Source organism: Tessaracoccus antarcticus, from assembly GCF_003688855.1.
In the GTDB taxonomy this organism is placed as follows: domain Bacteria; phylum Actinomycetota; class Actinomycetes; order Propionibacteriales; family Propionibacteriaceae; genus Arachnia; species Arachnia antarctica.
Genome location: NZ_REFW01000007.1, coordinates 15,895 through 39,445, shown reverse-complemented (window position 1 = coordinate 39,445; position 23,551 = coordinate 15,895). Strand labels below are relative to the sequence as shown.

Below are 23,551 nucleotides of genomic sequence, written 5' to 3'. Positions count from 1 at the left end.
ATACCTCTTCGGCGCCAGGCTATCCCTTGTTCCTTGAACGAGATCTGGTCGGGGAACGCCCGAGGGAAAGATGACGCTCAATGAAGATGAATGATCGACCCCTCGCCGGGTTCATGATCTCGTTGAGGCGATGGGAGCCGAAGCCGGGATCAGCAAGTCTGAGATCTCTCGGATCTGCGCTGGCCTGGATGAATCGGTGGGTGCGTTTCGGACCCGCAGTCTGGAGCGCATCACCTTCCCCTGCATCTATCTGAAAGTCGAAAAGCCTTGTGACGTTAGGCCTCCATCACCACCGCAACAACGCCTGATCAATCCTCGGCGGGCCTCCAGGATGGTGGGAAGAAGGCGCCCTTACGAAGCACCGCTTCATGTCAGCCCGCCTCGGCACCGACCCTCAAACCCCACCACTCCCCGGGACTCTCACGCCCAAAATGGGACTTCCCAAAGCGCGCTGACCGCGGATGGCTTCCATGCCCCCACTCTGCTTTGCGAAGAGCCCCTTTCTGCCTAGAACCCAGGCGGCGCCACGGGGTCAGTATTCACTCGGCAATCGACACTTTGGCTGGGTGGCTTGTGTGGCAAAGCGGGTGAGGGCGTTGGCGAAGATGTCCATGTCGGCGGCGTCCCACGTGGTGAGGATGGCGGCCAAATGGCGCAGCCGGTGCTCAGCGGCACGCTTGGGAAAGGCCACACCATCGGGCGTGGGCGCCACCAGCGTGTGTCGAGCGTCGTGCCAGGCAGGGGTGCGGGTCACCATGCCAGCCTCGGCGGCGCGGGTGACGAAGCGACTGGCAGTGGAGGCAGCCACGTCCAGTCGTTCGGCGATGTCTTGAACGCTCTCACCCTGAGGGTCAAGGCCGTCGAGAACAAGCAGGGTTGATAACTCCACGCGATGACCGTGCTGCCCCACCATCGGTGGGGCAGCCACGAAACGCCGCAAATCAATCAAGGCACGGTCAATCGCTACAAGACTTGGACCATTCTCATCCATAGATGTACGGTACACGTAACTGGTGGGGGTGGCTGTGATTCTGGTGACGGGTGCCAACGGCACGGTGGGGGCTGCGGTAGTTGTCGAGCTGCGATTGGCTGGTGTGGCATTTCGATCGGCGGTACGAACACCTGCCCCGGAGGTCGCGCAGGAAGTGCTCTTCGATTTCACTGACCCCTCCACGTGGGACCAGGCGTTTCAAGGAGTCACTTCGCTGTTTTTGGTACGGCCGCCGGCCATTGGCAACGTCAAACGTGACCTCTTGCCAGCCGTCGCGGCCGCCCGCGCGGCAGGGGTGACGCATGTGGTGTTCCTCTCTCTCCAGGGGGCCGAGCGCAACAAGATGGTTCCACATGCAGCGGTGGAGGAGTGGCTGCAGGATTCTGGCATGGCATTCACTTTCGTTCGGGCGTCGTTCTTCCACCAGAATCTTTCAACGACCCACGTCAGTGACATTCGAGACCGTGACGAGATCCTTGTGCCGGCGGGTGCCGGAGCAACCGCGTTTGTCGACGCCTGTGATGTTGGAGCGGTGGCTGCGGCTGCACTGGTCAATCCCCATGACCACGCCAACCGGGCATGGACGGTGACTGGCCCTCGCGCCTTGACCTACCAGCAGGTCGCCGAGGTCCTCTCTGCCGAACTGGATCGCCCCATCCGGTATCGACGCCCCGGCGCTTTGCGGTACGTGCGACACGCCCGCCAACAACTCGCGATGCCCTGGGCCATGGTGGCGGTCACCACCGCCATCTACACCCTGGCACGCCTGGGGAAGGCGGCCGGGCTCAGCACTGATGTCAATACCGTGCTGGGTCGCCCGCCCCTAGATTTTGCCGAATTTGCTCATCGAGAGCGACTCGCCTGGATTCCTACACAACAGCCACCACAGTAAGAATCGCGACACCGTGAAGAGCGTTTCGCTGCCGCTCACCTGTCAGCCATCTTGCGTGACGGACTACACGATCGCACTTTTCTCGACTTACCTGGGAGTCTGGCAGTGTCGGATCGTGAACACCCCCAGGCGGCCATTGATGACGGATATTTACTCCGATCTTTGAGTGCACCCCATTGACATTATTTATCAGGCGATTGCTATGGTCTTCGGACCTGACTGGGGGCCATGGTGGCCACCCGGCGGGTTTCAGCGCAAGGAGCGCCATGAAGCGTAAAGTCGCATTGGTTCTGGCAGCAGTGGTGGTGGCCGCCTCCACCCTGGCAGGAGGAACCCTCCCAGCCCGGGCTGAGGTGAACGTTTACACCACCGAGGGCATCCACAACGTCAACGGGCGTGAGTGGAAGACCACCTGCGAGCCCTACTCACAGACCAAGCGGTGCCGCACCGAAATCAAGGCCACCCAGATCTCCCAGATCAACGGCCGGTTCGTGGCCAAGACCGACTGGGCGTTTAACAACCTGACCTACCTGCCCTCCGCGCGTTCCCTGTGGAAGACCAACCCGCTGGGCAACCCCGGCAACTGGAGCGCCACGGATGGGCGCCGGTGGTACACCGAGTGCGACAACGCCACCACTGGCAACAACGGCTGCCGCTCCTACGCCGAGGCCAAGTTCATCGAGTCCTACCAGGACAACGGGAAGTGGAACTACCGCTGGGTCACCAAGTTCGTGTTCAACAACATTGTCATGTTCACCACCCCCACGCCGCCGGTCAAGCCGACACCACCTGCCGCCATCACGATGCCGGATGTGAACCTGCGTGAGTGCATCAACGATGAACTCGGCCGGGCAGCCACCGCGGCCATCACCAAAGCCGATGCCGCTAAGGTCACCGAACTCGCCTGCGACGCCTACGGTGTGGGCAATCTGGCCGGGCTGGAGAACTTCACCAACCTCGAGGTTCTGTGGATCGATGAGAACAACGTGAAAAGCCTGGCCCCGCTGAAGGGGTTGAAGAAGCTTGAAGAGTTCACCGCCTACGACAACAACATCACCGACCTCACCCCGCTGGCATCGCTCACATCGTTGCTGGTTGTGGATGTGGCCGGCAACGCCGTCGTCGACGTCGCCCCGCTGAGCAAGCTCACCCGCCTGCTCTACCTGGACCTCACCAACAACAACGTCGCCAAGGCCGCACCGCTGGCGAGCCTGCCCAATCTCGAAGTCCTCGGGCTGTTTGAGAACCCGGTCACTGACAAGGCCTCTCTCCAGCCCCTGCTGGATCGTGGCTGCGAGATCTTCTTCGACGCCCCCATCAGCTAACACCCCCAACCACACCACCCATAGGGGGCGCCACGATCCTGCACCCCTGACCCAACAGGTCAGGGGTGCAGGATCGTGGTGTTTCCCACAGGTTTGATGACCTGGGGTCCGGATCCGGTCAATTCACCACGAACCATTGCAAGCACAATGGGGCTTCACGAAACGGGGTGGAAGTGTTGACCTCCGTGCGCTGGTGGGTATCAGGATGAAAGGTGGTTGTGCCCCAACTTTCAGATCGTCGTGCAGGGGGGCGCGACTCGTCTCTGCGGGAGCAGGATCAGCGCTACGATTCGGCCGGAAGGCGTGAAGCCGACGACGGGGCGACCCAGACCGCCAGCATCCCTGAGCGGGAGAAAGGATGGTGGGTTCGATATGAGGGATGTTCTACGGTTTGCGTTCGCGTCTCCGCGTTCAAAGAATCTACTGTCGCCGGCCGTATGTCATGTTGTCGCGCTGGGGCTGTGCCTGTGGATAATTCCGAAGCTGGGTATCGAAACCGCCATGGGTGTCGCTGCTCCGTTGATGGTTCTCGGATGGTCGATGGTGTTGAACGTGCGAACGCCTGTGTCACGTGGCGCCAAAGTTGCGTACTGCGCGGTGAGTTTCGCGACGTCGACATCTGTAGTTATCTGGCGAGCGGTATCTGCCAGCGACGCGACCTTAAAATACTCGGTGGCATGGGCTGGCGGTTTGTTCGCCTTCGGCCTCATCATGGCCTTCCTCGGGCGTGAGCAAGAGCTCGTCAGCAGGTCACACAAGCAAGCCGCGCAAGGGTCCAAATCCGCCGCCACCGAGAAGTAAAGCAGGCGGGGCAGTCGGCCAGGACCTGGAAGCCGAGACCAATGCCGCGGAGGGTGTTCGATGCGGCCGCTGATGGTTTTCTGGCTCGTCACAAAGCAGAGTGGGTGACCTATGGGGCTCTGATCTGGACCCGACATGCATTGGGGGCCGCGCGCTTGTCGAAGGAAGGGGCACCGGGATCCGCTAGATCTGGGCTGTTTGTGAAGGCGGTGATAGGGGTGGCGGGAGAATCTGTGCACGTGAGGGACTGGTGCTGGCTGTGCCATGATCTGCTCCATGCACAACACAGTGGTCGGGGCTGCCCCTTCGAAGCTCAAGGACCGAGTGTGGCTCCTGAGCGTGATCGTTATGGTGATTCTCTCAGTCCCGCTGTACCTCGTACGGTTCCTAGGCGGACTCGAGGTGGGTGCATTGTCCGCAGCGCTCTGGTTTTCCTCAATCGCCTATGGTGCATTCGCCCTCGTCGGCTTCGTCATTTTGTATCTCACTCGCCCCGATCCATCCCGGGGTTTGGCGGGTCTCCTGCCCCATCTGCTGCTAGCCATCGTGTTGGCGCTGGCGATTATTGCCCTGAGTTTCCTTTCAGGAGGCGGCTTATAGCTCCCCGAGCGAGCCGATGGTGGTTTACCAACCACCACCAACGCGGGTATCCCGCAGCGAGAGGCGGCTCCTGAACAAGTTCCAAAGTTCAGTTTATTACATCGGATTATCGATGGAATCCGACGTAATAAGTTTGTCGGTTCATGGCTCTGGGTCCGCGTCAGGGTCCGGGCGGCCGCAGCGACGTACCGGTCTGGCGGACGATGTGTCTTGCGGGTGACTTTCTGGGGTTCTATCTGGAGGGGCGGGCGACTTGTGGTCATCGCGTCGACGGGCTGAATGTGTGCAGCCATCGGTACCGCCGGCTCTTCCGGGATGTGGACGGGATGGGATCTCGAGCGGTCTCCCCATCTTTGCTGGTGTGCTTTGCCACTGAGCGCGGCGGTCAGTTCGTCGAGCATGTGAGCGTTGGCTCGGGTCACGTCGCGACGATCGCGAAGCCTGGGTCGATCAGGATGAATGGAGTCGTCGTAGGTTCGTGACTGAGTGGGGGAGGGTGGCGATGTCGGCGTCGATGATGCTGTGTCGTCGGGTGGTGTTGGTCTCGGTGATGTGTCGTGTGTGGGCGGGTTTGCCGGGCCAGGGGACGTGGTCGTTGTCGCATCCTTGGCGTGCTGTGCGGGTGCGCTCGAGGAAGTTGGGGATGGTGTAGCGGTGCCATTCGTCGAGGGCGGTGCTTGTGGGGGCTTCGCCGGCGGTGCGGCGTTGGTCGGCGAGGGTGGCGATGTCGCGGACGAGGTGGGGATGTTGCGGCCAGCATGGTGGAATTTGGTCGTGGGAGTACCAGGTCTGCTGGGTGTTGAACCAGTACACGAATGATTCGAGCCATTTCCAGGTTTCGGATCGCAGTTGGGGGTCGTGGATGGATGTGATGTCCCAGAGCCGGGGGATGATTTCGCCGTCGCCGTGAACTTCATCGGCGGAGTGGCCGCCGATGGCCAGCTTGTGGAGCTGCTCGTACACCTTGGCCATGCGAGGTGTGACGTCGGGGAACTCCGTCATGTGTGAGGGGGCACTCATCCGGATCGGACCTCGTGTGTAGGCGGTGTGGTGAGGCCGAGCTCATGGGAGGTCGCAACGGCGGCTGCGGTGCGCCGGTGAATATTGCCTGCCGGTGCATGGTCTGGGCCGGTGGGCAGCTGTTGCCGAAGGTGGGCTTGCTGGGCTAGGAGTTGGCGTCCGGGTTTGCCGTTGATGGCGCGCTGCAGTGTGGCGATGATGGGTTTGCCGTTCTCGGCGATGACCAAGGCTGTACTGGTGGGGAGTTGTCGGATGTGTTCGGGGCGGATGACGGGGGTGTCTTCGCCGTGGCTGGAGTGGCTGGGGGTGTGGCCGTTTTGGTGGTTGTGGCGGGTGATGCGGCGGGTGCCGAGGAGGTCGGAGAGTTCTTTGTTGAATGCCTGGTCTTTGGAGCCGCCGAAGATGATGAGGGTGTTGGTGAGGCCGAGGATGGAGCGGGCTTGGTGGGGGCCGTAGATCTGGTCGAGTTGGGCACGGGTTTGGGAGGCCCACACGATGCTGATCCCGAGCGCTCGTTCGTTGGCCATTCGGGTCGCCAGCGTCGGTAGCGGTGCGGTGGAGGGGAGTTCGTCGAGGCAGGCCAGCAGTGGTGGGCAGAGTTTGCCCCAGGGGCTGTGGTGGGCCAGGTGGAGGGCGGTGTCGAGGATGTCTTCGGCGACTGCGGTCATGAGGGGGGAGGCGGAGACGTAGGGGTCTTCTCGGCCGAGGAGGTAGATGGTGCCGCCGCGGGTGATGACGTCGGCGATGTCGGTGGCTGGCTGGCCGGGTGTGGGGATGCAGCGTTGCCGGCGTTGTTGGGTGGTGAAGAGTGCGAGGGCTTGTTCGACGGTGGTTTTGGTGTTGCCTGAGGTGCGGTCGTCGGGGTTGTGGATGGCGCCGGTGAGGAGGCCGTGCCAGTTGGGCTCTGCGTCGGGGTGGTTGAGAAGGGCTTCGGTGGGAAGGGTGGCATTTCTTGGGTTGGCGACCCAGTGGAGGATGTCGTTGAGGGTGGAGCCGGTGAGGGCGGCGGCGTGGAGGTAGCACTGGATGACTTTGGCGGCTTCGGCGGCGTAGAACTGGGCGGCCCCGGTGTTGCTGTGGGCGGTGGTGAGGGTGCCGGCGCAGAAGGCTTTCGCGCGGCGCTCGGCGATGTGGGCGTCGATGCAGCCGGCGATGGGGTCCCATACCAGCGGTGTGAGGTCGGGGGCGGTGCCGAAGGGGTCGAGGACGTGGCAGGGCCGGCCCCGGGCGGTGCGGGCGGTCCAGGTCAGGAGGAGGTCGTCGGGTTTGGTCATGGTGACCAGGGCTGCTCCGGGTGCCTGGAGGAGGGCGGGGGTGAGGATGTCGAGGGTTTTGCCGGATCCTTGGGGGCCGATGACGCCGGCGGTGCGGTCCCATGGCTGCCACAGGTCAACACCGCGGGGTGTGTGGCTGTGGCCGATTCTCCATCCCACGTCTGTAGGGTCGAATGTCATCGTCGTGCCTTGGGGTACAGGTCGGGTCGGATGATGCGACGGGTGCGGCGGAGCCGTCGGAGGCCGAGGAGATGCCGGGCCTGGTCGGTGGAGGCCATTCCCTTGACCGCCCTACCGCGGAGGCGCCACACGGCCCAACCGGTTGCACCACACATGACGGCTGCGGCCAGGGCAGCCATGGTCCACACCAACCACATGGGTGCCAAGGTCTCCACATAGCTGGGGAGACCCGCGGTGGTGTCGCCGCCGATAATCCCCCCGATGCTGGTGACCACGTGCCGACTGGTAGGCCACAGCAGTCCGGCTCCGCTGATCAGGAGGGCTGTGGTGCGTCCGATCTGCATAGCCAGGACCGCGATGATGAGTAGCAGGATCGCCGTGAGGGCTGCGGGTTCCCACGTCCAGGGGTAGCCGTCCTGGTGCTGGGTGTCATTCATCAATGTGACTCCCTGTGGATTCGTATGGTGTGTAGGGGATAAGCCCGCCCGTGGGCTGCTGTGGCGTGATCAACCGACAGAAGAATCGGGATCCAACGCGTCGGTATAGGGGCGGGGTGATGGTCATGGGTCGAGGCCTCGGGTGCGGAGCCAGGTGCGGGGGTCGACGGGTCGGCCGTTGATGCGGACTTCGAGGTGGAGGTGTTTGCCGGTGACGTTGCCGGTGGCCCCGACGGCTCCGATGGTCTGCCCTGCGGTCACTGTTTGGCCTGCGCGGACGCCGATGTGGCTTTGGTGGGCGTACCAGATCGCGGTGCCGTCGGGGCTGAGGATTTTGGTGAGGTTGCCGTAGGCGCCGCCGCTGGGCTGGGCGTAGGTCACGGTGCCGGGGGTGACGGCACGGATGGCGGTGCCCTCGGGGGCGGCGAAGTCGAGGCCGGTGTGGATGGTGGACCAGCGGGTGCCGACCTGCCCGAACCCGGCCGTCAACCGGTACATGCCCTTGGCTACCGGCAACACGACCGCAGCGCCGCTGCTGCCTGGGGTGGGTACGGTTCCGGTTGTGCCGTTGACGGAGATGTGGACGTGGTTGAGATGCGCCGCGGAGGGATCGGGGCCGCTGTAGCAGGACCCTTCGGAGCAGTTGCGCCATCCCTCATTGGTGCGGGCGGCGCTCCAGATGCGGCGCTGCCAGATGACGTAGGTGACCCCCAAACGGGCAGCGTTGGTGCGGGCCCATTCAGCGATCTCCTGCCCGACGGCGGCCCCGGTCGGGGTGCTCCAGCTAGGGATCATGACGTCGACGGCGCGGCCGGTGCCGTGGTCTTTGGAGTCGCCGTGGCGCAGCCCGCCGATGGTGCGGATCTGAGGCCACCCTGCGGCGACGCAGCGCATCACCTGGACCGCATCCGGTGCCAGACCCCGCTCATCCCCGACAGCAGTAGGGGTGGCCGGGCACTCAAGGGTCGCATCACTGGTTTCGCATCCCTCGTCTCCTGTTGGTCGGTTGTGGAGGAGGGTGGCGACGACTGCCCGGGCGGTGGTCTCCTGTTTCGCGTAGGCGTTGGGGAACGCTGAAACCTGAACTTTCTGTGCGGTCTGGGTGATGGTGAGGTGTTGCCAGTGGGGGATGTCGGCCAGTCCGGGGATGTGCCAGCCGCCGAGGGTGGTGTGGCCGATGAAGAACACCCGCGCCTGGTAGCGGTCATCGAGCAGAATGCTGATGTTCTGGGCGATGGTGATGCCGTCGGCATGCCACCCGATCAGGGTGCGCATCTGAAACAGACCAATGTCCCCGTCAGCATTGGGTGTGCCGGTGGTGGGGTCGGCTCCGAGGTCGGACTCCTGCAGGGCTGTCGTGATCCCCACCACCGCACCCTGCACCCCGACGCCGGTCTCCACAGCCACCGCATAAATCACGGCAGCCCGCTCCAGCTGTGGCCCGGTGAGGCCAGGCACACCGACCGGTGCGCCTGGTGAAGTGGTGCAGCCGACAGGGTCGACGGTTGCAGCGCCGGCGAGGAGGGGCACCAGCAGTGCGAGTGCGATGACGGGTCCGACCACCAGGGCCGTGAGGGTGGTGAGGAGGGCGGTGGTTTTCATGTCTGGAGGTTGTGGTTGGTGTGGGTGAGGGGGAGTTCCAGGTCGGGGTGGAGTGTGAGGTGGACTTTGTGGGTGGTGGGGCCGACGCAGATCAGGGCGCGGCCGGTGCGGTGCATGGCCCAGCCGGTAATCGCCGCGCGTGCGATGGGGCGGAGGTCGAGGAGGTGGTCGAGGTCGTCGGCGACGTCGGCGTCCTGGCCGTAGAGGACTTTGATATCGGCCAGGTGGAGAAGGTCTTTGGCGATCTGTTGGGCCTGGGTGCCGGCATGCCCGGCGCTGAGGTAGTCCGAGGGTTTGTGGGAGACAGCGATTTCGATGTCGCCGTGCGCCCGGCTGAGGCGCAGGTCTTGGTCGAAGGAGGCGACGGCGTCGGGGCCAAGTCTGAGTTGTTTCCAGGCTTCGTCGCGGATGTTGATCCGATGCCCGCCACCCTCCCGCATGGCCGATCCCCACGATGAGAGACAGGCCAGGGCCATGCCGGTGGCCTGGTCACCCAGCCCGGCCAGCCTGGACAGTGACATCGACTGGATCGGCGCGGTCCAGTCAATGGTGATGGAAGTGGGTGCATCAAAAATCCCGGCCAGGGCCCCGGTGGTGAGCTGGGCCACAGCGTCGCGTAGCAGCCGGGTGTCCTCCAGAAACCGCCACCGATCGGGGAACCGCGTCTGCTCGATAAGCCCCGATGATGGGTTATCCAAGGCAGCCCACAGCTGGGGCAACACGATGGGCCGCAGCTCTCTGGAGTCGGTGGTGTGGCGGGTCAGGTCTTCCAGCACTGCTTTGAGGATCTGTTCCTCGGTGGGGCCCACGGGCACCCGGTGGTCGCCGATGGTTTGGCAGCCGATGAGGCTGCGCAGCAACACCAGCCACCGGCCGAAGATCAGGCCCGACCGGCGGTCCCGCTCGGCACGGGTGAGCCGGTCCCAGCCGGCTGCCAGGGGTCCGGGGTCCAGGGGGTTGAGACGGGCAGGCATGCCGGGGCCGATCGCGAACGGCTCGACTCCGAAGTGGCGGCACAGCAGCTCGTACTCATCCTTCGGGTCCCCCATGATGAGGGCTTGGTAGCCGAAGGCGAACATGCGGTTGCAGAACGCTTTGACCCATGCGGATTTCCCTCGGCCGGGTTTACCGAAGATGAAGATGTTGGGGTTGGTGACGGGCACGTGGTCGTCTTGGACCCAGCCGTGGGGGTCGACGTAGAAGGTGGACCCGTTGAGGACATCGACACCCATGGGCGCCCCGGTCGGCGCAGTGGGTGTGGCGGTGGTGAAGGGCCAGTACAGCCCAACCTGATCGGAAGTCATCCGATACTGCCGCACCGGTGGGCGGGATGCAACCCATCCGCCACCTACCCGCCGCCGTCCCCGCCACGATGCCGATTCCGTGAACGGCCCCCGCACGGTCTTGGGGGTTGTTGGTGTGGGGTGGTGGGGGAGGTCGTGGCCGAAGTCGGCCAACAGATCCTTGATGCCACGGGCCATCACAGCAGCCCCTTCCGTGACAGGGAGATGCCGAGGGGGATGTTGGCGGTGACGAAGGCGCAGTCCTGGGACATGTCGAGGCGTTGCGGGGCGAACCCGGCTTGCCGGATGGCGGCATCCAGGCGGCGCCCGAACTCATTGATCGGTGCGGATTGGGGGACCGTGGTGGAACACACCACATACGGGTGGGTCAGGGTTGCACCCAGGGCGAGCTGTGTTTCGACCTGGTCGATCTTGTCCTTGTTCCGCCGGTCTTTGATTCCGGTGCGGACGCCGAGCCGGTCGCGGAGTTCCTGGCCGAGGCTGGTGGTGAACTCGGCCTGGGAGGCTTTCCGGTCCGCGCTCGATTGTCTCTCGATGGGGAACACCACCGTGACGCTGCGCCGCTCCATCGCCTGCGAGGGCACCAGCACTGAGCCCAGCGCTCCCATGGTGGTGCCTTTTTCGGGGAGTTTGAGGGTGGTGGTGATGGTGTGCCAGGCGTCGTGGGTGTAGTGCCGCACAGCAGATGTGGTGTGGGTGGGCCCGGCCAGTGCCCACGGCACATCCGTCACCACCGTGTTATCGAGTTGGTGTTGGTGGTGGGCGTGGATGAGGCCGGCGCGATCACCAGGGGCAAACCCGGTCCGTACTACGGCGGCGAGTTCGGGGGAGGTGAGCCAGGCCACGTCGGTGGCACCCATCGCCCCGGTGAGGACGGTGCCGATCTCGGTGGCGACAGTGATCAGGGTGTTCATCCGGCCAGCCAGGTGGCCGCCAAGGTGTTTGGCTTCGCGAGCCAGCCGGGCCTCGGGGACCACGATCGTGAGGAAGCTCTCCGTTCGGGTTCCGGCTTGGCCCCAGCGCAGGAGCTCAATGTTGGTGGCCGCGGCGGTGTCCGGTGCAGTATCGGTGATGTGGTTACGGAGCCACAGTTCCCGCTCGGCGCAGTCGTCGGGGGTGGCCCGCACCATCAGGTGGATCTCCTCCACCATTTCCCCTTGAGCGGCGACGTCGACCAGGTCGGTGAGGGCGGAGGCGTAGCGGGCCAGCTCTGACTCATCAGCCATGGCTGTGCCGAAGTGTTGGATGCGGGCGGTGATCGCCCAGGTGCGGGCGGCGGTGTTCTTGATGACAGCCATCCGTCGCTGTTCCACACCCGCAGGTGGGCCCTCCACTATCTCGATGGGGGCCAGGACCCCGGGCATGTCGAGGTCATCCAGGTCACGAAGCCGGCCACGCTCAGCCCTGGAAGTGAACACCGACCACCCGCTCAACGAGGCAATCGCGAAGGCTGCGGCGGCGATCATCCAGCCGGTGCTGGAGCGACCCCCCAACGGCACCACCGTCAGCACCACCACCAGCCCCCAGATCAGGGTGAAGATCCCCACCGCCGCCCACCGCTGGTTGCTCAACGAGATCCAGATGGGGAAGGAGGCTGCGATCACGATCGCGAGTTGGGTTGGTCCCAGCCCGAACAGCCACCCCGTTTCGGGGTGGGTGAAGTTCCTAAACATCGTCGCTGGCATTGTCATCCTCCTGGATCACCGCAACCGGCACCCTGTTGTTGGTTGGTCCCGTGCGGCCCGAAGCTGGTCGGCGGGTGTCTCCGGTGGGGTCGTAGGGATACGACGGGTCGCCTGATCCCATGCCGCTGGCCGAATCGGCCACCACACCTGTGGCCAGTGCACCCGCCTGCTTGAACCCCACCACCAACGCCGCAGCACCAGCCAGTGCACCCACCGCGACCACCCCCGCCACACCCCCGACAGCACCCGCCGACGCGCCACCACCGGCAGCCGCTCCCTCGGCACTGGCACCGGCCGCTGCAGTACCCCCTGCACCAGCACCATCCCCGACGCCCGCACCTGCACCTGCGCCGGCGGCGGCTGCGGTGGAGGTTCCGGCTTCCGCCCCGCCAGCTGCAGCTTCGGTGGTGAGAGAGCTGGTGTGTGCTGCTGTTGTGCGGGCGGTGGTGCCGCTTTCTGCGGTACTGGCCTGCGTGGTGTCGCTGCTGGGGGATTGGTCGGCAAGGTGCTGCGTTAGTTTGTTCTGCAGCCGGTTGAGGCCCTGGCTGGTGGTGTCGGCGGGATTCAGGGAGGCGCGGAAGTTCGCGCCGGAAGTGGTGCCGGGATCGATGAACGCCAGAAATCTGAACAGGGCCAGCGGGCTCCACGAGGCGACGAGGATCATCACGACCGCGGGGATGGCCATCGCCGCCGCTTTCTGGGTGTCGTCCTCCAACCCGAGAGTGACACCGTTGGCGACCTGGACGCCGATGCCCAGCATCAGGGTCATCAACAGTGGTGCGAAGGCGGCGGCGTGGAACCACCGGAAGCTTTTCCAGAACCACACCTTGAACGGCTCGTACAGCAGCCCGGCAGCGGCGATCGGGGCGGTGGCGGTCAACACCACCAAAGCAACAGAGCGCCCCAGCAGCACCACCACATGGCTCAGCGCCGCGACCCACAGCACCAACCCCAGCACCAGCAGCACGGTGGCCACCATCCCGGAGACGACGTCCTCGGTGACGTCGAAGGCTGGCACCCGAAAATCTTGTATCGACTTCACACCGAGGAGTTCACGTGTCAGGGCCTGGTTGATGCCCCCGACCGCGGCCACGACAGCGGCGGCGTAGCTGAACATCAACGTCGAGGCCAGCAAAAACTGTGCCGCACCCAGGAGCAGCATCCCCAGAGATTGGCCGTCGCGGCGGATGACGGCCGATGTCAGCTGCACGACGCTGAGGATCAGCGCCAACATCAGCGCCAACCACAGTGTGATGCCGTAGGTGTGGGTCAGGGAGTTCGCGGACCCATCCGGATTGGTACCCGACAGCGACGGGGTCATCAACCATTCCCCAATTTGCAACACGATCCGAAACACCCACAACCCGGCACCCCACACCGCCATACAGATCGTGATCCAGATATCCGTCACGATCCGGCCACCGGCCGCAGCCAGGTCTTCGAAGATCCCCACTACCGAATCCCATGGAGTCATCGCGCGCCTCAGCCTTCCTGTACCCAGGTGCGCCAGCCGGCCTTGGCTGCCAGGTCAGTGCCGGGCCATGTTGAGGGTGCAGGTGGTGGATGCGACCCCGGCGCGATCAGCCACCGCCCATCCGCGCCACCTTCCCAGGCCATGCGTTCGCAATGCCCATACGCCAGGCGTGCTGTGGAGGTACTGGTGTAGGTGACATCCAGCAGCACGCACGCCACCACCCAGTCCGGCCCGTCGACCCCTTTGATCTGGGCCGCCACCGGTGTCACCGTCATCAACGCATCCGCCTCGAGCCCCAAAGGCATTCCCGCCTGCTTCAGGAATCCCTGGATGAGCAACATCACCGGCCACACCTGCCCCTGGTTCGACTTCTGAAACCAGGACTGCCTGATCTCTTGCGCCCATGCCAGATCCATGGGCTGCAGGGTGGCGACCAATATTTCGCCCAGCTGTGCGGCGGCACCGTTGGGGGTATGGGGGAATCCGGAGGCCACACCCAACGCACCAATGCTGGTGGAGGCAGGCTCCACCAGGGTGGGGGGCGGTGTCAGTGCCGGGGTTCCGCTGGTGGCATCAGCAGCAGTGGTGGTCATCATCGGCGCATCAGCGATGGCATCACGCACGCTCACCGACGTTGACGTCCTATCGGGTGCGTGGCCGTCGGTGCTGGCGGTGGTGGGGGTGGTGTCGGCGATGGCGAAGTGGATGGCGAACCCGAGACCTGTGATCAGGAGGGCCGCCATGGACCCCACCGCGATGAGGAGTTTTATTGCTGCTGTGCGTGTGGAGGTCATGGCCGGTGGCGTCCGTGTTAGCGGGTGACGCAGCCGTCGCCGAGGAAGCCGGCGAGTATTCCGGGGACTACCAGGTATAGGAGGGCGGCGCCGAGGACGACGAAGATGCCGATCAGGCCGCCTTTGCCGACGTGGGGCATGGAGAACAGTTTCCCGATCAGGATCGCCCCGATGGCGGCGAGGATGCTGGCTGGGAACCCGATCCACACCAGAAACCAGGCGAACCAGCCCAGGAACTGATCCACCAACGGTTGCGCCCCTGCCGGTGCCACAGGGCATACAGCACCCCTGCCCGGTGGTGTCTCCGCCGCCACGAACCGTGCCGCCGTGTCGGCGGTGTGCCACACATCCAGTAGCAGTATCTGGAGGTGGGTGGTGAGTAGCGCAATCATGGGAGGACGTCCTTCAGTTGGTGGGCAACGGTTGTGGCGGCGCCCAGCAATGCTTTGGGCAGTGGGTTGCCGGTGATCCCGGCCCGCCGCAGCGACGAACACGCAGGAACGATCACCAGGCGACCGTTGAGGATCAGGGCTTCCACCTCGGGGCCTCCAGCACTGGCCATACCCCGGGTTAAGGGCTTTCTGGGGGAGGCGCCGGTGAGAACTGCAAAGATGTGACCGCCGGTGGCCGACAGGCTCAACAAATTGCTGAGTCGCCGCAGACCCGGGACGGTGCACGGCGCCACCACCACAAGCGCCCCCGCATGCTCCGCAAACTGCAGGGTGGTGCCGTCCCAGGTACCGCCATCAATCACGACCCGGCCTGGCACATCCCGCACCGCGGCGGTGTCGGAGTCGCGGCGTTCGATGAGCAGATTCCCGCGCTTGCCGAGGCGCCATCCCTGGTCATGCCCGAGCTCAGCGGTGGTGGCTTCCACCAGCCCGGAGAGCCAAGACGGGCACAACTCGATCAATCGGTCAGCCCCGATGGCTTCGGCGATCGCCAACGCCACGATGGTGGCCCCGACGCCGCCACTTACCCCCACCACCCCAACAGCGGCCGGAGCCGACAGATCCAGCCCCGCAGCAACACCGTGGAATGTGGACGGGTGGGTGAAGGTGCCGGCGTCGAGTTCCCGCAGGGCCGCCCGTAATTCTGAGAGCGGGTAGGTGGTGGCGGTCATGGCCGCCGCCTCATGGCATCCAGCACCATCGTGGGGGGTAGCCCGGCCAGTTGTCTGCGGGCCTCGTAGGCGGCCAGCAGCCGCCCGGCCCAGTAGCTGATCTGGCGGGCGGCCTCCACATCCTGCCTGGCGGCTACCAGCAGGAGTTCCACCTCACACTCAGGCATCATGATCTTTTCGCATGTGAGGAGAAGGCCCGCCAACCCTCATCCATAGCGCACATCATTTTTCATGGGGAAACAGTGGTGGTGTGGGCACGTAGCGTCCCGAGTGCTTGGCGGGCCCGGTACTGGACCTGGTTGACGGTCAATCCTCGATCGGCTGCGACCTGGCCGCAGGCGATGCGGGACGTCAGTCCGGCCTTGCTGCGGGTGGAGACGCCCTCCTCGCCGGCTATCACCGCCAGCTGCAGCAGCAGGTCCAGGTCGGCAGCTCCCAGAAGTTCGTGCGAGATCGCCCACCAATACACCGTGCTGGCCTGCACGGGCTGGTCGCTGTGATATCTGGTGACCATCCGATCCAAGGTGTCGGAGCCCATATAGGTCCGGGAACGCCATGCCCCCTCGCCGCGGTCACCCCACCCGAACTCCCGGTCCACCGCCCGCCCCACCGTCCGCAGAAGCGCTGCCGGGATCCACGCATCGGTGGGGGCATCCCATGGATAGGCAAGAATTGTTGTCCACACATACCCGGCCACCACGGACTCCACCTCGGCCCTGGCCGCATCGCCGCGACAGCGCCGCGCTGTCAAAGCCTCAATACCCGGGACCAACAGCTGCACCATCACCGCCGCAGCCCGATGCCTGTCCTCGGATGCGGTGAGGCGACCCAGCCCCTGAAAGAACTCCTCGATCTCTTCATGCGAGGCCCTCTCGCGCCAGTCCTCCACCTCAGACACCGACCGAAATCTCGCCACAACGGACTCCGGGGCTGTCCACTGGGACCAGGTGGCGTCTGCCTCCTCCACCAACTCCGCGATGCCCAACCTTTGTTGAATACACATGACAGGTCTCCCTCCACGACGAGATAGTTCGTGGCAGAAACCTCGCTGACCTACCTCTCCCTTTCCCTACCCCCAGCCACCTACCCCCACCCAAAAACCGTCCTCGAAATGACCGCTGACAACGGGAAACACCACCTACCCCCGAAAGTTCACAACGGGTCGCCTCGGGAGGGCTGGGCCACGGTGATGCGGCGCTGTGGAGACCAAATTTTCCAAGGGGGTAGGTATGGGGGTAGGCCCCCTCCGGCTGGGCGGAAGGTCCCCGGAGGCCCCAATGGCCACAGAACTTCTTCGAAGCACACAACATCGAGGGCTGGACACCGTAGCGCGGCCTCACACGCAACAACCTGCCCCAAGAAACAAGGCCTCTACGTGGTCGTGGGTAACACCGGGCGCCCCGGCTTCCTCACCAACAGCGTCGACGGGCCCCATGAGGGCTCTAGCGCTCACTGCGGATGTCGAAGCGCTCAACGCCGCCTGGACCGGCAGCGAGGCCCTCTACTGAGGGGAAATCAGACGGCCCCGCAGGTTTAGGCGACCAGGGCTGGGCATGAAGAACCACCGGCGAGCATGATGTCGGTGATGTGAAAGAGGCTCTTCTCGGACTCTTTGTAGAAGAGTTCCATCAAAGCGGCGGGAATGGCGGAGAACGTCAGGACGACTTGGTAATCGTCAGCGTCCCGCCCGACTCAACGATCTCTCCGTCGTCAACGAGTTGATCGATGGCGTCGTTAATACGGCGCTCGACGATCGCGCCGGTTCGTGCCCAGCCGAAGATCGGTTAGGGCCATTGTCCGCTCGGCCGGCGCGCGGACCTCGACCGCCAGGCAGATCAACTAGTGGTCAGCCCAGCAGAGCGGAGTCCTGTAGGGCGACAGTCGAACCCAGAGGAACGACGATCAGGGTGGAACCATCATCAATGTCGGGCCCAGACGGTAAGTTCGAAGCGTGTCCCAGAACCTCACCGATTGGGTAGACGAACAACTCCGCGAGACGGACCTTGCTGACGAGGCCGTGCTACTTGTCCTAGCTGCCCTCGAGGGCGACGAGACGCTGGATGCCTACGTCAACGATGGTCAGTCTGTGAAGCGACCTGAGCCATCCGCGGCCGACGCGAGGGGCGAAGCGAGTGGCGTCGTGTTGACGTCGATAACTGTCGAAGGCTTCCGCGGGATCGGGCAGGAGTCGGAACTGAAGATCGCACCGAAACCTGGACTCACTGTGGTGGCTGGGCGCAATGGGTCGGGGAAATCCAGCTTCTCAGAAGCTCTCGAACTCGTGCTCACCGGCGGAACCTACCGGTGGGCCAACAAGAGTGCCGAGTGGCGCGATCAATGGCGCAACCTCCACCACCCTTCCGCGAAGGTCTCGATTGGCCTCGTCGAGGAAGGTGTCGGCCCGATCGCGGTGTCTGCGACCTGGGCTGCGAACGAAAAATCCGTCGAATCACGCACCGTGAAGGCACAGGTCGCAGGCAAGCCCCAAGTCGACGGCATCGACCATCTGGGCTGGAGGAAAGCACTGGAGCAGTTCCGACCGATCCTGTCCTATGACGAACTCGGCGGAATGCTTGAAGGCAAGCAGTCTGGGTTGTATGACGCGTTGGCCAGCATCCTGGGTGTGGAGCAGCTCGGAGACGCCGTCAAGCGACTCAAGGCCAGGTCGGATGCCCGGAAGGGCCCAGGGACCACCGCCGGGGCCAAACGTCGCGAACTCCAAGACCGGGCCGCTCAATCGACCGACGAGCGTGCCGTCGAGGCAGCGAAGCTGCTGCGCAAGACGGACCCCGACACCGCCGCGCTGCGTACGATCGCGACCGGCGGACATCAGGTGGACCGCGGTCCGCTTCCCGCGCTTCGCGTGCTCGCGATGCTTTCCGCACCAGAGAAGCTCGCCACAGCCGCAGCGGTGCAGAGGCTCCGGGATGCGAAAAACGGGCTGGCTGACGCTGGCGCGAAGGTCTCACAACGCAATCACGACCGATTGAAGCTGATGGAACAAGGTCTCCTCCTGCACGCGACCCACGGCGACCAGACCTGCCCTGTGTGCCGCGTCGGGAACCTGGATGGAGGCTGGGCTGAGGCGAGCAGAGAGCTCGCTGAGCACTCACGGAGGCAATTCGAGGATGTGGAACTGGCGCACCAGACGTTCGATCATGCCTTCGATGCGCTCCGCAGGTTGCTCCAGCCTCCTCCTGCGGTGCTGCGGGCCGCTCCTATTGGGTCGATCACCGCGCCAGTTCAGGAGGCACACAACGCTTGGAACGCTTGGAGCAGTGTTCCGGTCTCAAGGGACGCTGACGGCGCTGACGCACTCGCAACCCACGTCGAATCCGCACTCCCTGCCCTCACCGCCGCGGTTACAGCGCTCGCCGATGCTGCGATGGCGGAAGTCTCCGCGCTCGACGATCAGTGGCAGCCGCTCGCTAGCGCGATCGCGGGCTGGTGCGAAGAGTGGGAGTCGTGGAAGCAGACCGAGCCAATCGTTAAGCACCTTCAGGCGGCAGAGAAGTGGTTGAAAGAGAACGACCTGCGCCTGAAGAATGAGCGGCTTGCACCGATCGCAAATCAGGCTCGCGAGGCATGGCAGCGGCTGCGTCAGGAGAGCAATGTCGAACTCGGGGGCCTTCAACTCACCGGCACCAACACCTCACGCCGCCTCCGAGTCAGCGGCGCGATCGATGGCGAGCCCGTGGACTCGTTTGCGGTCTTCAGCCAAGGCGAACTCCACGCCCTCACCCTGGCGCTATTCCTGCCCCGGGCAACGCTTGCGGACTCACCCTTCCGGTTCGTCGTCCTTGACGACCCGGTGCAGGCTATGGACCCGGCAAAGGTTGACGGCCTCGTCGACCTCCTAGGGGAACTGGGCAGGACTCGACAGGTGATCGTGTTCTCACACGACGACCGCTTACCTGCCGCCCTGCGACGCTCGTCGTACGACGCGACGATCCTTGAGGTCAACCGTGGCGCAAACTCACAGGTGACGGTCACGACGTCGCAAGACCCCACCATTCGCTACCTTGCGGATGCGCATGGACTCATCAAGGAGTGGGAGAACGGGAACCTCTCAGAGGACGACCTCCGTCGCACCCTCCCTGGCCTCTATCGGTTCGCGATCGAGTCCGCAGCAAAGGATCGGTATTTTGCCACACAGTTGCGGCAGGGCGTCAGCATTCACGACCTCGAGAAGGTCTGGACTGAGACCCATGCCACCAAGCGGCGAGTGAACCTCGCTGTCTTCGGCACTCAGCCAGCAGAGCACCTGGCCCAGGCGTGGTCCAGCCCCGAGCACAGGAAGGCTGCACTGGGCATGGCTGCTTCCGGGTTCCACAAGGGGCTCAGCGGTTGGGTCGACCCTGACGACGCGCACTACAAGGCGAAACGACTGGTGGACGACATTCGGAACGGTGCCAAGTGAGCGCGCTGCTGGCGAAGGCGGAAGCGCAACTCGAGCTGAACACGGCGCTCGCGGTACGACGCGCGTGCTGGCTGGCTCGAACCGCGCTTGAGTCGCTGGTCCTCGACCTGCTCCGAGCGAAGGGCATCAGCGCGGAATCATCCTCGGAGAGAAGCAAGCTTTCGTGCCTTGAGAGCGCGTACGCCGACGAACGAGACCTGACATTCAAGGCTGAGTTCGCGTGGAACCGACTTAGCGAGGCCTGCCACCAACACGCGTACCAGCTCGCGCCGACCTACTCAGAGGCGAAGCATCTCATCGATCTCGTAGCCGAGTTGACCCAGCGTCGGGAGTCAGCATGAAAGGATCGGACGACCTCGAGTCGCGGTACTTCGATCGGGACAACGATAGCCTCTTCGACGCGGAGACACGCGACCTCATCGACCGGATTGCCCAAGACCCTCGATTCACTCGCGGGCACGAAGGCAGAGAAGTCGCAGACGACCTAGCGTCCCATCTGCCTGAGGAGCGGCGGAGGAGGATCGAGAACGCTGCAGGGGAGGTCTTCAGTTCGACGGTTGGGAAGGATCTCGAACGAGAGGCGTCGAGAATCGTCCAACGCGCACTCGCTGATCCTGACTTCGACGCCCTCCCCGAGTGGGGTGGCGAGGATCCGGCCGATGACTACCTCACCACGCAGGTCGCCGGACTCGACCCACGCCTGCGGTCCGAGATTGAACAGCACCTGTGGTCCTCAGCGACGTACCGAGAGCGTCAAGAGCAGGCACGCAATGACGCCGATAAGGTGGCCCACGAAATCCTTCTCGACCTCCCCCGCGACGTAATGGACCGGTTGGTCCTATGCAGTCGGAACGCCGATCGAGAGATGCTTCTCGCCGACTGGATCGGCGCCATGTCCTCCCGCAGGCGTGGCTGGATCGCCTACTTCGCACACCGAACGGCCAAGGAAACCGAGGAGGAGAGGGTGCTGGACAGGTATGCTTCGGCCGCCAAGATCCTTGTCTCAAGGGGCGAGCCTAAGAAGGCCGCAGCCGAAGCGCTCGCCGTTTCTCCCAGATGGATTGAGAAGTTCCTGGGGCGGAGCACCGGCGTCGACCTTGAGGACGACGACCCCCTTTGTGTACTGGCCCCGGAACTGATCGGTGCAGGATCCGCGTGGCGCGAGGCCCCGCCGCCGACCCCACGCACTCGGCCGAAGTCCTTCTCAAGCATGACGGTGGCAGAGCGCGAGGGGCTTGCGGCTGAAACGGAAGACCGAGAGCTTCAGATGCGGCTGGCCAAGCTGGGCTCGCGTCGGATCTCCGAAACCCTGATCGACCGATTCGCTCGAGCGGGCGACCTGAGCGAAGACGTTCTCCGAGCAGCTCTGGCTAAGTTCCCGGCGCCTTGGATGCGTCGAGAGATGGTGAGTGCCCACCGCATCCGGCCGCTCCCGCCCGACTTGGCGCTGGAGCTGGCCGACGGAGACCCAGAGATCCTGATGGATTGCGACGATGAAACCGCAATGAGAGCTGCGGCCGCTGGCCGGGAAGAGTTCGAATCCGTGCTGGCGCTTCGCAACGCCGACGAGGCAGTGATCGTCCGCGTGCTGGACGCAGACCCCGCCAGCAACAAGTGGCGCACGCTCGTCGACCTGCTGGTCGAGCATCCCCTCGGGAATGATTTGAGAAGTTCCGCTTCCGTCAGCGAAGCGATTCTCCGCGCCGCGCGCAGCGCTGCCAACGACGAGTACGCCGACCAGCTCCTACTGATCGCTTGCCAGAACCAAACCGTGCTCGAGGACATGATTCAGGCGAGTACCTCAAGTAACCCGGCCATATCACCCGAAGCGATCGTCGCTGCCGCGCTCGGCTCGTACCACCTCTCAGGAACAGAGACGAGGGCCGGCGTACTGCATGGCGCCCAGAAGTTGTGGTCTGGCGCCGACCTCACCGGCGAGCACGCGTCCGCGCGTGCTGCCATCGCCGAACGAGGCTCAGCGTCAACAGCTCTCGAAACAGCGGAGAACCTCTTCGTCGCGGATGGTCGCGCGATTCGATGCTTCAGCAAGTCGGACGCACCGACGTACACCTACGTCCATCTCCATCTTGCAGCTGCAGTTGAGCACCACTACTTCCGGGGTCCGTTGTCGCTCCCAGCACTTGGCTACCAACGAGAGAGGGCGGTGCACCCGTCCGATCCCTACGGGCCTGAGGTGACGGTCATCGTGTGGCCTCTCCCCTTCCAACCGGCTATCTATTCGCTAGGCGTAAGCCTCGGCCAGTCGATCGGATACTTCGCGGTGAGCGATGGGCAGACAGCACTCATTGAGAGCGAGACAGATGGCCTTGACGTGGGCGCCGAGGACTGGGAGGTCGACGTAACCACGGATGTCGAACTGCGAGCAACGACGGAATCCGGTGACATTATCGACAATCCGTCCGAGGACGCCCTGTTCATGATGTTGGAGGAGATCGAATCAGGCGAGGGCTCGTATCTCATTGTCGAGTTCCTCGCCGACCGCAGCGGTCAGACCTATGCGCAGACCTCGCGAAGCAGCGACGGCAGCTACGTCGTCGAGTACCGGGATGGAAGTGCCGAGCGGCACTACGGCACGACGGTCGAGGACATGCGCGCCTCCCACGCCCTGATCACAGCATGGACCTTCCAGATCCCCGGCTGGCGAGACTCCGCGACCTGGGAGCAGATTCTGTTCTGAGAACAACCAACGATGGATCGAGGCCCCGGGCCTCTGGCCGGGGGCATCATCAGCCCCGGGCGGCACCATGACGTCAGTCCGCAAAAAGTCCGCAGGATTCTCGTTCGAGGTCCGTGACAGCCAACGACTCACGACAGGCCAAGGACGTTTCCGCAGGTCAAGCCGATTCGAAGGGTGAACCCGACCTGCTGCAACTCCTCGAGGATCAGCTGCTGCCTCCCGAACGGCGCTCGCGGCCGTCCTCGTCAATCCGGCTCTTCGTACTTGAGCGTGTGGTGAGCGTGGATCCGACGGTGGGCGTGTCGGCGGGGTGCGAGAGGTCGAGGCCCTCAAGAATCGGGGTTACCACACCAGCTGATTCCCAAGGACCTTGACGATGCCCGATCCTATTTCCTGCTGCTGTCTCACCGGCGGCGGCTGCCAGCGCTGCGACCTTCTGGTGGGCCTGCTCCGGCTCCACGTGATCGGCGTCCAGCGTGACGACGTGGGGCTCCGGGTCGAGTCGCAGGTGCCGGCGGTGATGGGATGCCCCGCCTGCGGGGTCGTCGCGCATGCTCATGGGCGGCAGAGGGTCGAGTTGATCGACGCGCCGTGTTTCGCGGCGCCGGTCAGGTTGTGGTGGCGGAAACGACGATGGCTGTGTCCCGAACCGATGTGTCCGGTGACCTCGTTCATGGAGCAAGACCCCGATGTCGCTGCGCGCAGGGCGCTGCTGACCACCCGGGCGACCGGGTGGGCGATCGGGCAGATGCGTCGGCAGAACGCCTCGGTCCAGCCTGGCCCGGCAGCTCGGCTGCACCTGGAGGACGCTGTGGCAGCCGTCAAACCGGTGCTGGAAGCCGCTGCCGCGGACGAGGCCCGCGGCTAGCGGATCATCCCACCAGAGGCGCGCTAACACCTCCAGGCTGGCTCTGATACCGAAGGGGGCTGC

At 64.4% G+C, this 23,551-nt stretch carries 21 protein-coding genes and 2 pseudogenes; 9 read left to right on the top strand and 14 right to left on the bottom strand.

Going from position 1 to position 23,551, the window contains the following annotated elements:
• Window positions 1–103: 103 nt before the first annotated feature.
• Window positions 104–253 (top strand): annotated as a pseudogene (locus EAX62_RS16040) (transposase); the annotation flags it as partial.
• Between the two features lie 279 nt (window positions 254–532).
• Here EAX62_RS16040 and EAX62_RS16035 read toward each other — a convergent pair.
• Complete coding sequence (locus tag EAX62_RS16035; RefSeq protein ID WP_158600712.1) at window positions 533–889, bottom strand: MarR family winged helix-turn-helix transcriptional regulator; 357 nt, start codon at window positions 887–889, stop codon at window positions 533–535.
• A 136-nt stretch (window positions 890–1,025) separates the two neighbouring features.
• Between EAX62_RS16035 and EAX62_RS16030 the strand changes: the two genes are divergently transcribed.
• The 3 genes from EAX62_RS16030 (at window position 1,026) to EAX62_RS16015 (ending at window position 4,609) form a co-directional block, all read left to right on the top strand.
• Complete coding sequence (locus EAX62_RS16030; RefSeq protein ID WP_199711350.1) at window positions 1,026–1,883, top strand: NmrA family NAD(P)-binding protein; 858 nt, start codon at window positions 1,026–1,028, stop codon at window positions 1,881–1,883.
• 266 nt (window positions 1,884–2,149) lie between these two features.
• Window positions 2,150–3,208 (top strand): leucine-rich repeat domain-containing protein, encoded by a 1,059-nt coding sequence (locus EAX62_RS16025; RefSeq protein WP_121902746.1) that lies wholly within the window; start codon window positions 2,150–2,152, stop codon window positions 3,206–3,208.
• A 1,077-nt stretch (window positions 3,209–4,285) separates the two neighbouring features.
• Window positions 4,286–4,609: a hypothetical protein gene (locus EAX62_RS16015; protein ID WP_121902744.1), complete on the top strand. Its 324-nt coding sequence runs from the start codon at window positions 4,286–4,288 to the stop codon at window positions 4,607–4,609.
• A 450-nt stretch (window positions 4,610–5,059) separates the two neighbouring features.
• On the opposite strand, the gene EAX62_RS16010 is transcribed toward EAX62_RS16015, so the two are convergent.
• The 12 genes from EAX62_RS16010 to EAX62_RS15955 form a co-directional block, all read right to left on the bottom strand.
• Window positions 5,060–5,629 (bottom strand): hypothetical protein, encoded by a 570-nt coding sequence (locus EAX62_RS16010; protein WP_147454150.1) that lies wholly within the window; start codon window positions 5,627–5,629, stop codon window positions 5,060–5,062.
• Window positions 5,626–7,083 carry a type IV secretory system conjugative DNA transfer family protein gene (locus EAX62_RS16005; protein ID WP_121902742.1) on the bottom strand — a complete coding sequence of 486 codons (1,458 nt, stop codon included), beginning with the start codon at window positions 7,081–7,083 and terminating at the stop codon, window positions 5,626–5,628. The genes EAX62_RS16010 and EAX62_RS16005 overlap by 4 nt, the downstream gene beginning before the upstream one ends.
• Window positions 7,080–7,520 (bottom strand): hypothetical protein, encoded by a 441-nt coding sequence (locus EAX62_RS16000; RefSeq protein WP_121902741.1) that lies wholly within the window; start codon window positions 7,518–7,520, stop codon window positions 7,080–7,082. Before EAX62_RS16000 ends, EAX62_RS16005 begins: the two co-directional genes overlap by 4 nt.
• A 123-nt stretch (window positions 7,521–7,643) precedes the next feature.
• Window positions 7,644–9,122 (bottom strand): M23 family metallopeptidase, encoded by a 1,479-nt coding sequence (locus EAX62_RS16985; RefSeq protein WP_199711349.1) that lies wholly within the window; start codon window positions 9,120–9,122, stop codon window positions 7,644–7,646.
• Window positions 9,119–10,426, bottom strand: coding sequence for an ATP-binding protein (locus tag EAX62_RS15990; protein WP_233558021.1), 1,308 nt, complete (start codon window positions 10,424–10,426; stop codon window positions 9,119–9,121). The genes EAX62_RS16985 and EAX62_RS15990 overlap by 4 nt, the downstream gene beginning before the upstream one ends.
• A gap of 176 nt (window positions 10,427–10,602) precedes the next feature.
• Entirely contained in the window at window positions 10,603–12,111 is a 1,509-nt protein-coding gene (locus EAX62_RS15985) for an SCO6880 family protein (protein ID WP_121902739.1), read from the bottom strand.
• Window positions 12,092–13,564, bottom strand: coding sequence for a type IV secretion system protein (locus EAX62_RS15980; protein ID WP_158600711.1), 1,473 nt, complete (start codon window positions 13,562–13,564; stop codon window positions 12,092–12,094). Before EAX62_RS15980 ends, EAX62_RS15985 begins: the two co-directional genes overlap by 20 nt.
• 29 nt (window positions 13,565–13,593) lie before the next feature.
• On the bottom strand, window positions 13,594–14,379 hold the full coding sequence (locus EAX62_RS15975; protein WP_147454149.1) for a hypothetical protein: 786 nt from the start codon (window positions 14,377–14,379) through the stop codon (window positions 13,594–13,596).
• Window positions 14,380–14,396: 17 nt separating this feature from the next.
• Complete coding sequence (locus EAX62_RS15970) at window positions 14,397–14,771, bottom strand: hypothetical protein (RefSeq protein WP_121902736.1); 375 nt, start codon at window positions 14,769–14,771, stop codon at window positions 14,397–14,399.
• Complete coding sequence (locus EAX62_RS15965; protein ID WP_121902735.1) at window positions 14,768–15,502, bottom strand: hypothetical protein; 735 nt, start codon at window positions 15,500–15,502, stop codon at window positions 14,768–14,770. The genes EAX62_RS15970 and EAX62_RS15965 overlap by 4 nt, the downstream gene beginning before the upstream one ends.
• On the bottom strand, window positions 15,499–15,672 hold the full coding sequence (locus tag EAX62_RS16775; protein ID WP_158600710.1) for a hypothetical protein: 174 nt from the start codon (window positions 15,670–15,672) through the stop codon (window positions 15,499–15,501). Before EAX62_RS16775 ends, EAX62_RS15965 begins: the two co-directional genes overlap by 4 nt.
• Window positions 15,673–15,731: 59 nt before the next feature.
• Window positions 15,732–16,505, bottom strand: coding sequence for a hypothetical protein (locus EAX62_RS15955; RefSeq protein ID WP_121902733.1), 774 nt, complete (start codon window positions 16,503–16,505; stop codon window positions 15,732–15,734).
• 948 nt (window positions 16,506–17,453) lie between these two features.
• Here EAX62_RS15955 and EAX62_RS15950 point away from each other — a divergent pair.
• The 3 genes from EAX62_RS15950 to EAX62_RS17255 are packed head-to-tail and all read left to right on the top strand — an operon-like array spanning window position 17,454 to window position 22,620.
• The gene (locus EAX62_RS15950; RefSeq protein WP_121902732.1) at window positions 17,454–19,922 is read left to right on the top strand and encodes an AAA family ATPase; all 2,469 of its coding nucleotides are present in this window, start codon (window positions 17,454–17,456) and stop codon (window positions 19,920–19,922) included.
• Window positions 19,919–20,263, top strand: coding sequence for a hypothetical protein (locus tag EAX62_RS15945; RefSeq protein ID WP_121902731.1), 345 nt, complete (start codon window positions 19,919–19,921; stop codon window positions 20,261–20,263). The genes EAX62_RS15950 and EAX62_RS15945 overlap by 4 nt, the downstream gene beginning before the upstream one ends.
• Complete coding sequence (locus tag EAX62_RS17255; protein WP_233558020.1) at window positions 20,260–22,620, top strand: hypothetical protein; 2,361 nt, start codon at window positions 20,260–20,262, stop codon at window positions 22,618–22,620. Before EAX62_RS15945 ends, EAX62_RS17255 begins: the two co-directional genes overlap by 4 nt.
• A gap of 205 nt (window positions 22,621–22,825) precedes the next feature.
• Here the strand turns inward: EAX62_RS17255 and EAX62_RS17250 are convergent, their stop codons facing one another.
• Window positions 22,826–23,179 carry a hypothetical protein gene (locus EAX62_RS17250; protein ID WP_233558019.1) on the bottom strand — a complete coding sequence of 118 codons (354 nt, stop codon included), beginning with the start codon at window positions 23,177–23,179 and terminating at the stop codon, window positions 22,826–22,828.
• Between EAX62_RS17250 and EAX62_RS17585 the strand changes: the two are divergent.
• Window positions 23,141–23,218 (top strand): annotated as a pseudogene (locus tag EAX62_RS17585) (hypothetical protein); the annotation flags it as partial. The gene EAX62_RS17250 and the pseudogene EAX62_RS17585 sit on opposite strands and share 39 nt — an antisense overlap.
• A gap of 75 nt (window positions 23,219–23,293) precedes the next feature.
• Window positions 23,294–23,488, top strand: a complete 195-nt coding sequence (locus EAX62_RS17245) for a hypothetical protein (RefSeq protein ID WP_233558018.1) — start codon at window positions 23,294–23,296, stop codon at window positions 23,486–23,488.
• Window positions 23,489–23,551: the final 63 nt, after the last annotated feature.

Coding starts and splice junctions, on each gene's coding strand:
- EAX62_RS16000 (WP_121902741.1), bottom strand. CDS start 7,520: ATGAATGACACCCAGCACCAGGACGGCTACCCCTGGACGTGGGAACCC.
- EAX62_RS17250 (WP_233558019.1), bottom strand. CDS start 23,179: ATGAGCATGCGCGACGACCCCGCAGGCGGGGCATCCCATCACCGCCGG.
- EAX62_RS15970 (WP_121902736.1), bottom strand. CDS start 14,771: ATGATTGCGCTACTCACCACCCACCTCCAGATACTGCTACTGGATGTG.
- EAX62_RS17245 (WP_233558018.1), top strand. CDS start 23,294: ATGGAGCAAGACCCCGATGTCGCTGCGCGCAGGGCGCTGCTGACCACC.
- EAX62_RS15975 (WP_147454149.1), bottom strand. CDS start 14,379: ATGACCTCCACACGCACAGCAGCAATAAAACTCCTCATCGCGGTGGGG.
- EAX62_RS15990 (WP_233558021.1), bottom strand. CDS start 10,426: ATGACTTCCGATCAGGTTGGGCTGTACTGGCCCTTCACCACCGCCACA.
- EAX62_RS15985 (WP_121902739.1), bottom strand. CDS start 12,111: ATGCCAGCGACGATGTTTAGGAACTTCACCCACCCCGAAACGGGGTGG.
- EAX62_RS16005 (WP_121902742.1), bottom strand. CDS start 7,083: ATGACATTCGACCCTACAGACGTGGGATGGAGAATCGGCCACAGCCAC.
- EAX62_RS17255 (WP_233558020.1), top strand. CDS start 20,260: ATGAAAGGATCGGACGACCTCGAGTCGCGGTACTTCGATCGGGACAAC.
- EAX62_RS15955 (WP_121902733.1), bottom strand. CDS start 16,505: ATGTGTATTCAACAAAGGTTGGGCATCGCGGAGTTGGTGGAGGAGGCA.
- EAX62_RS16775 (WP_158600710.1), bottom strand. CDS start 15,672: ATGATGCCTGAGTGTGAGGTGGAACTCCTGCTGGTAGCCGCCAGGCAG.
- EAX62_RS16010 (WP_147454150.1), bottom strand. CDS start 5,629: ATGAGTGCCCCCTCACACATGACGGAGTTCCCCGACGTCACACCTCGC.
- EAX62_RS16985 (WP_199711349.1), bottom strand. CDS start 9,122: ATGAAAACCACCGCCCTCCTCACCACCCTCACGGCCCTGGTGGTCGGA.
- EAX62_RS16015 (WP_121902744.1), top strand. CDS start 4,286: ATGCACAACACAGTGGTCGGGGCTGCCCCTTCGAAGCTCAAGGACCGA.
- EAX62_RS16025 (WP_121902746.1), top strand. CDS start 2,150: ATGAAGCGTAAAGTCGCATTGGTTCTGGCAGCAGTGGTGGTGGCCGCC.
- EAX62_RS15965 (WP_121902735.1), bottom strand. CDS start 15,502: ATGACCGCCACCACCTACCCGCTCTCAGAATTACGGGCGGCCCTGCGG.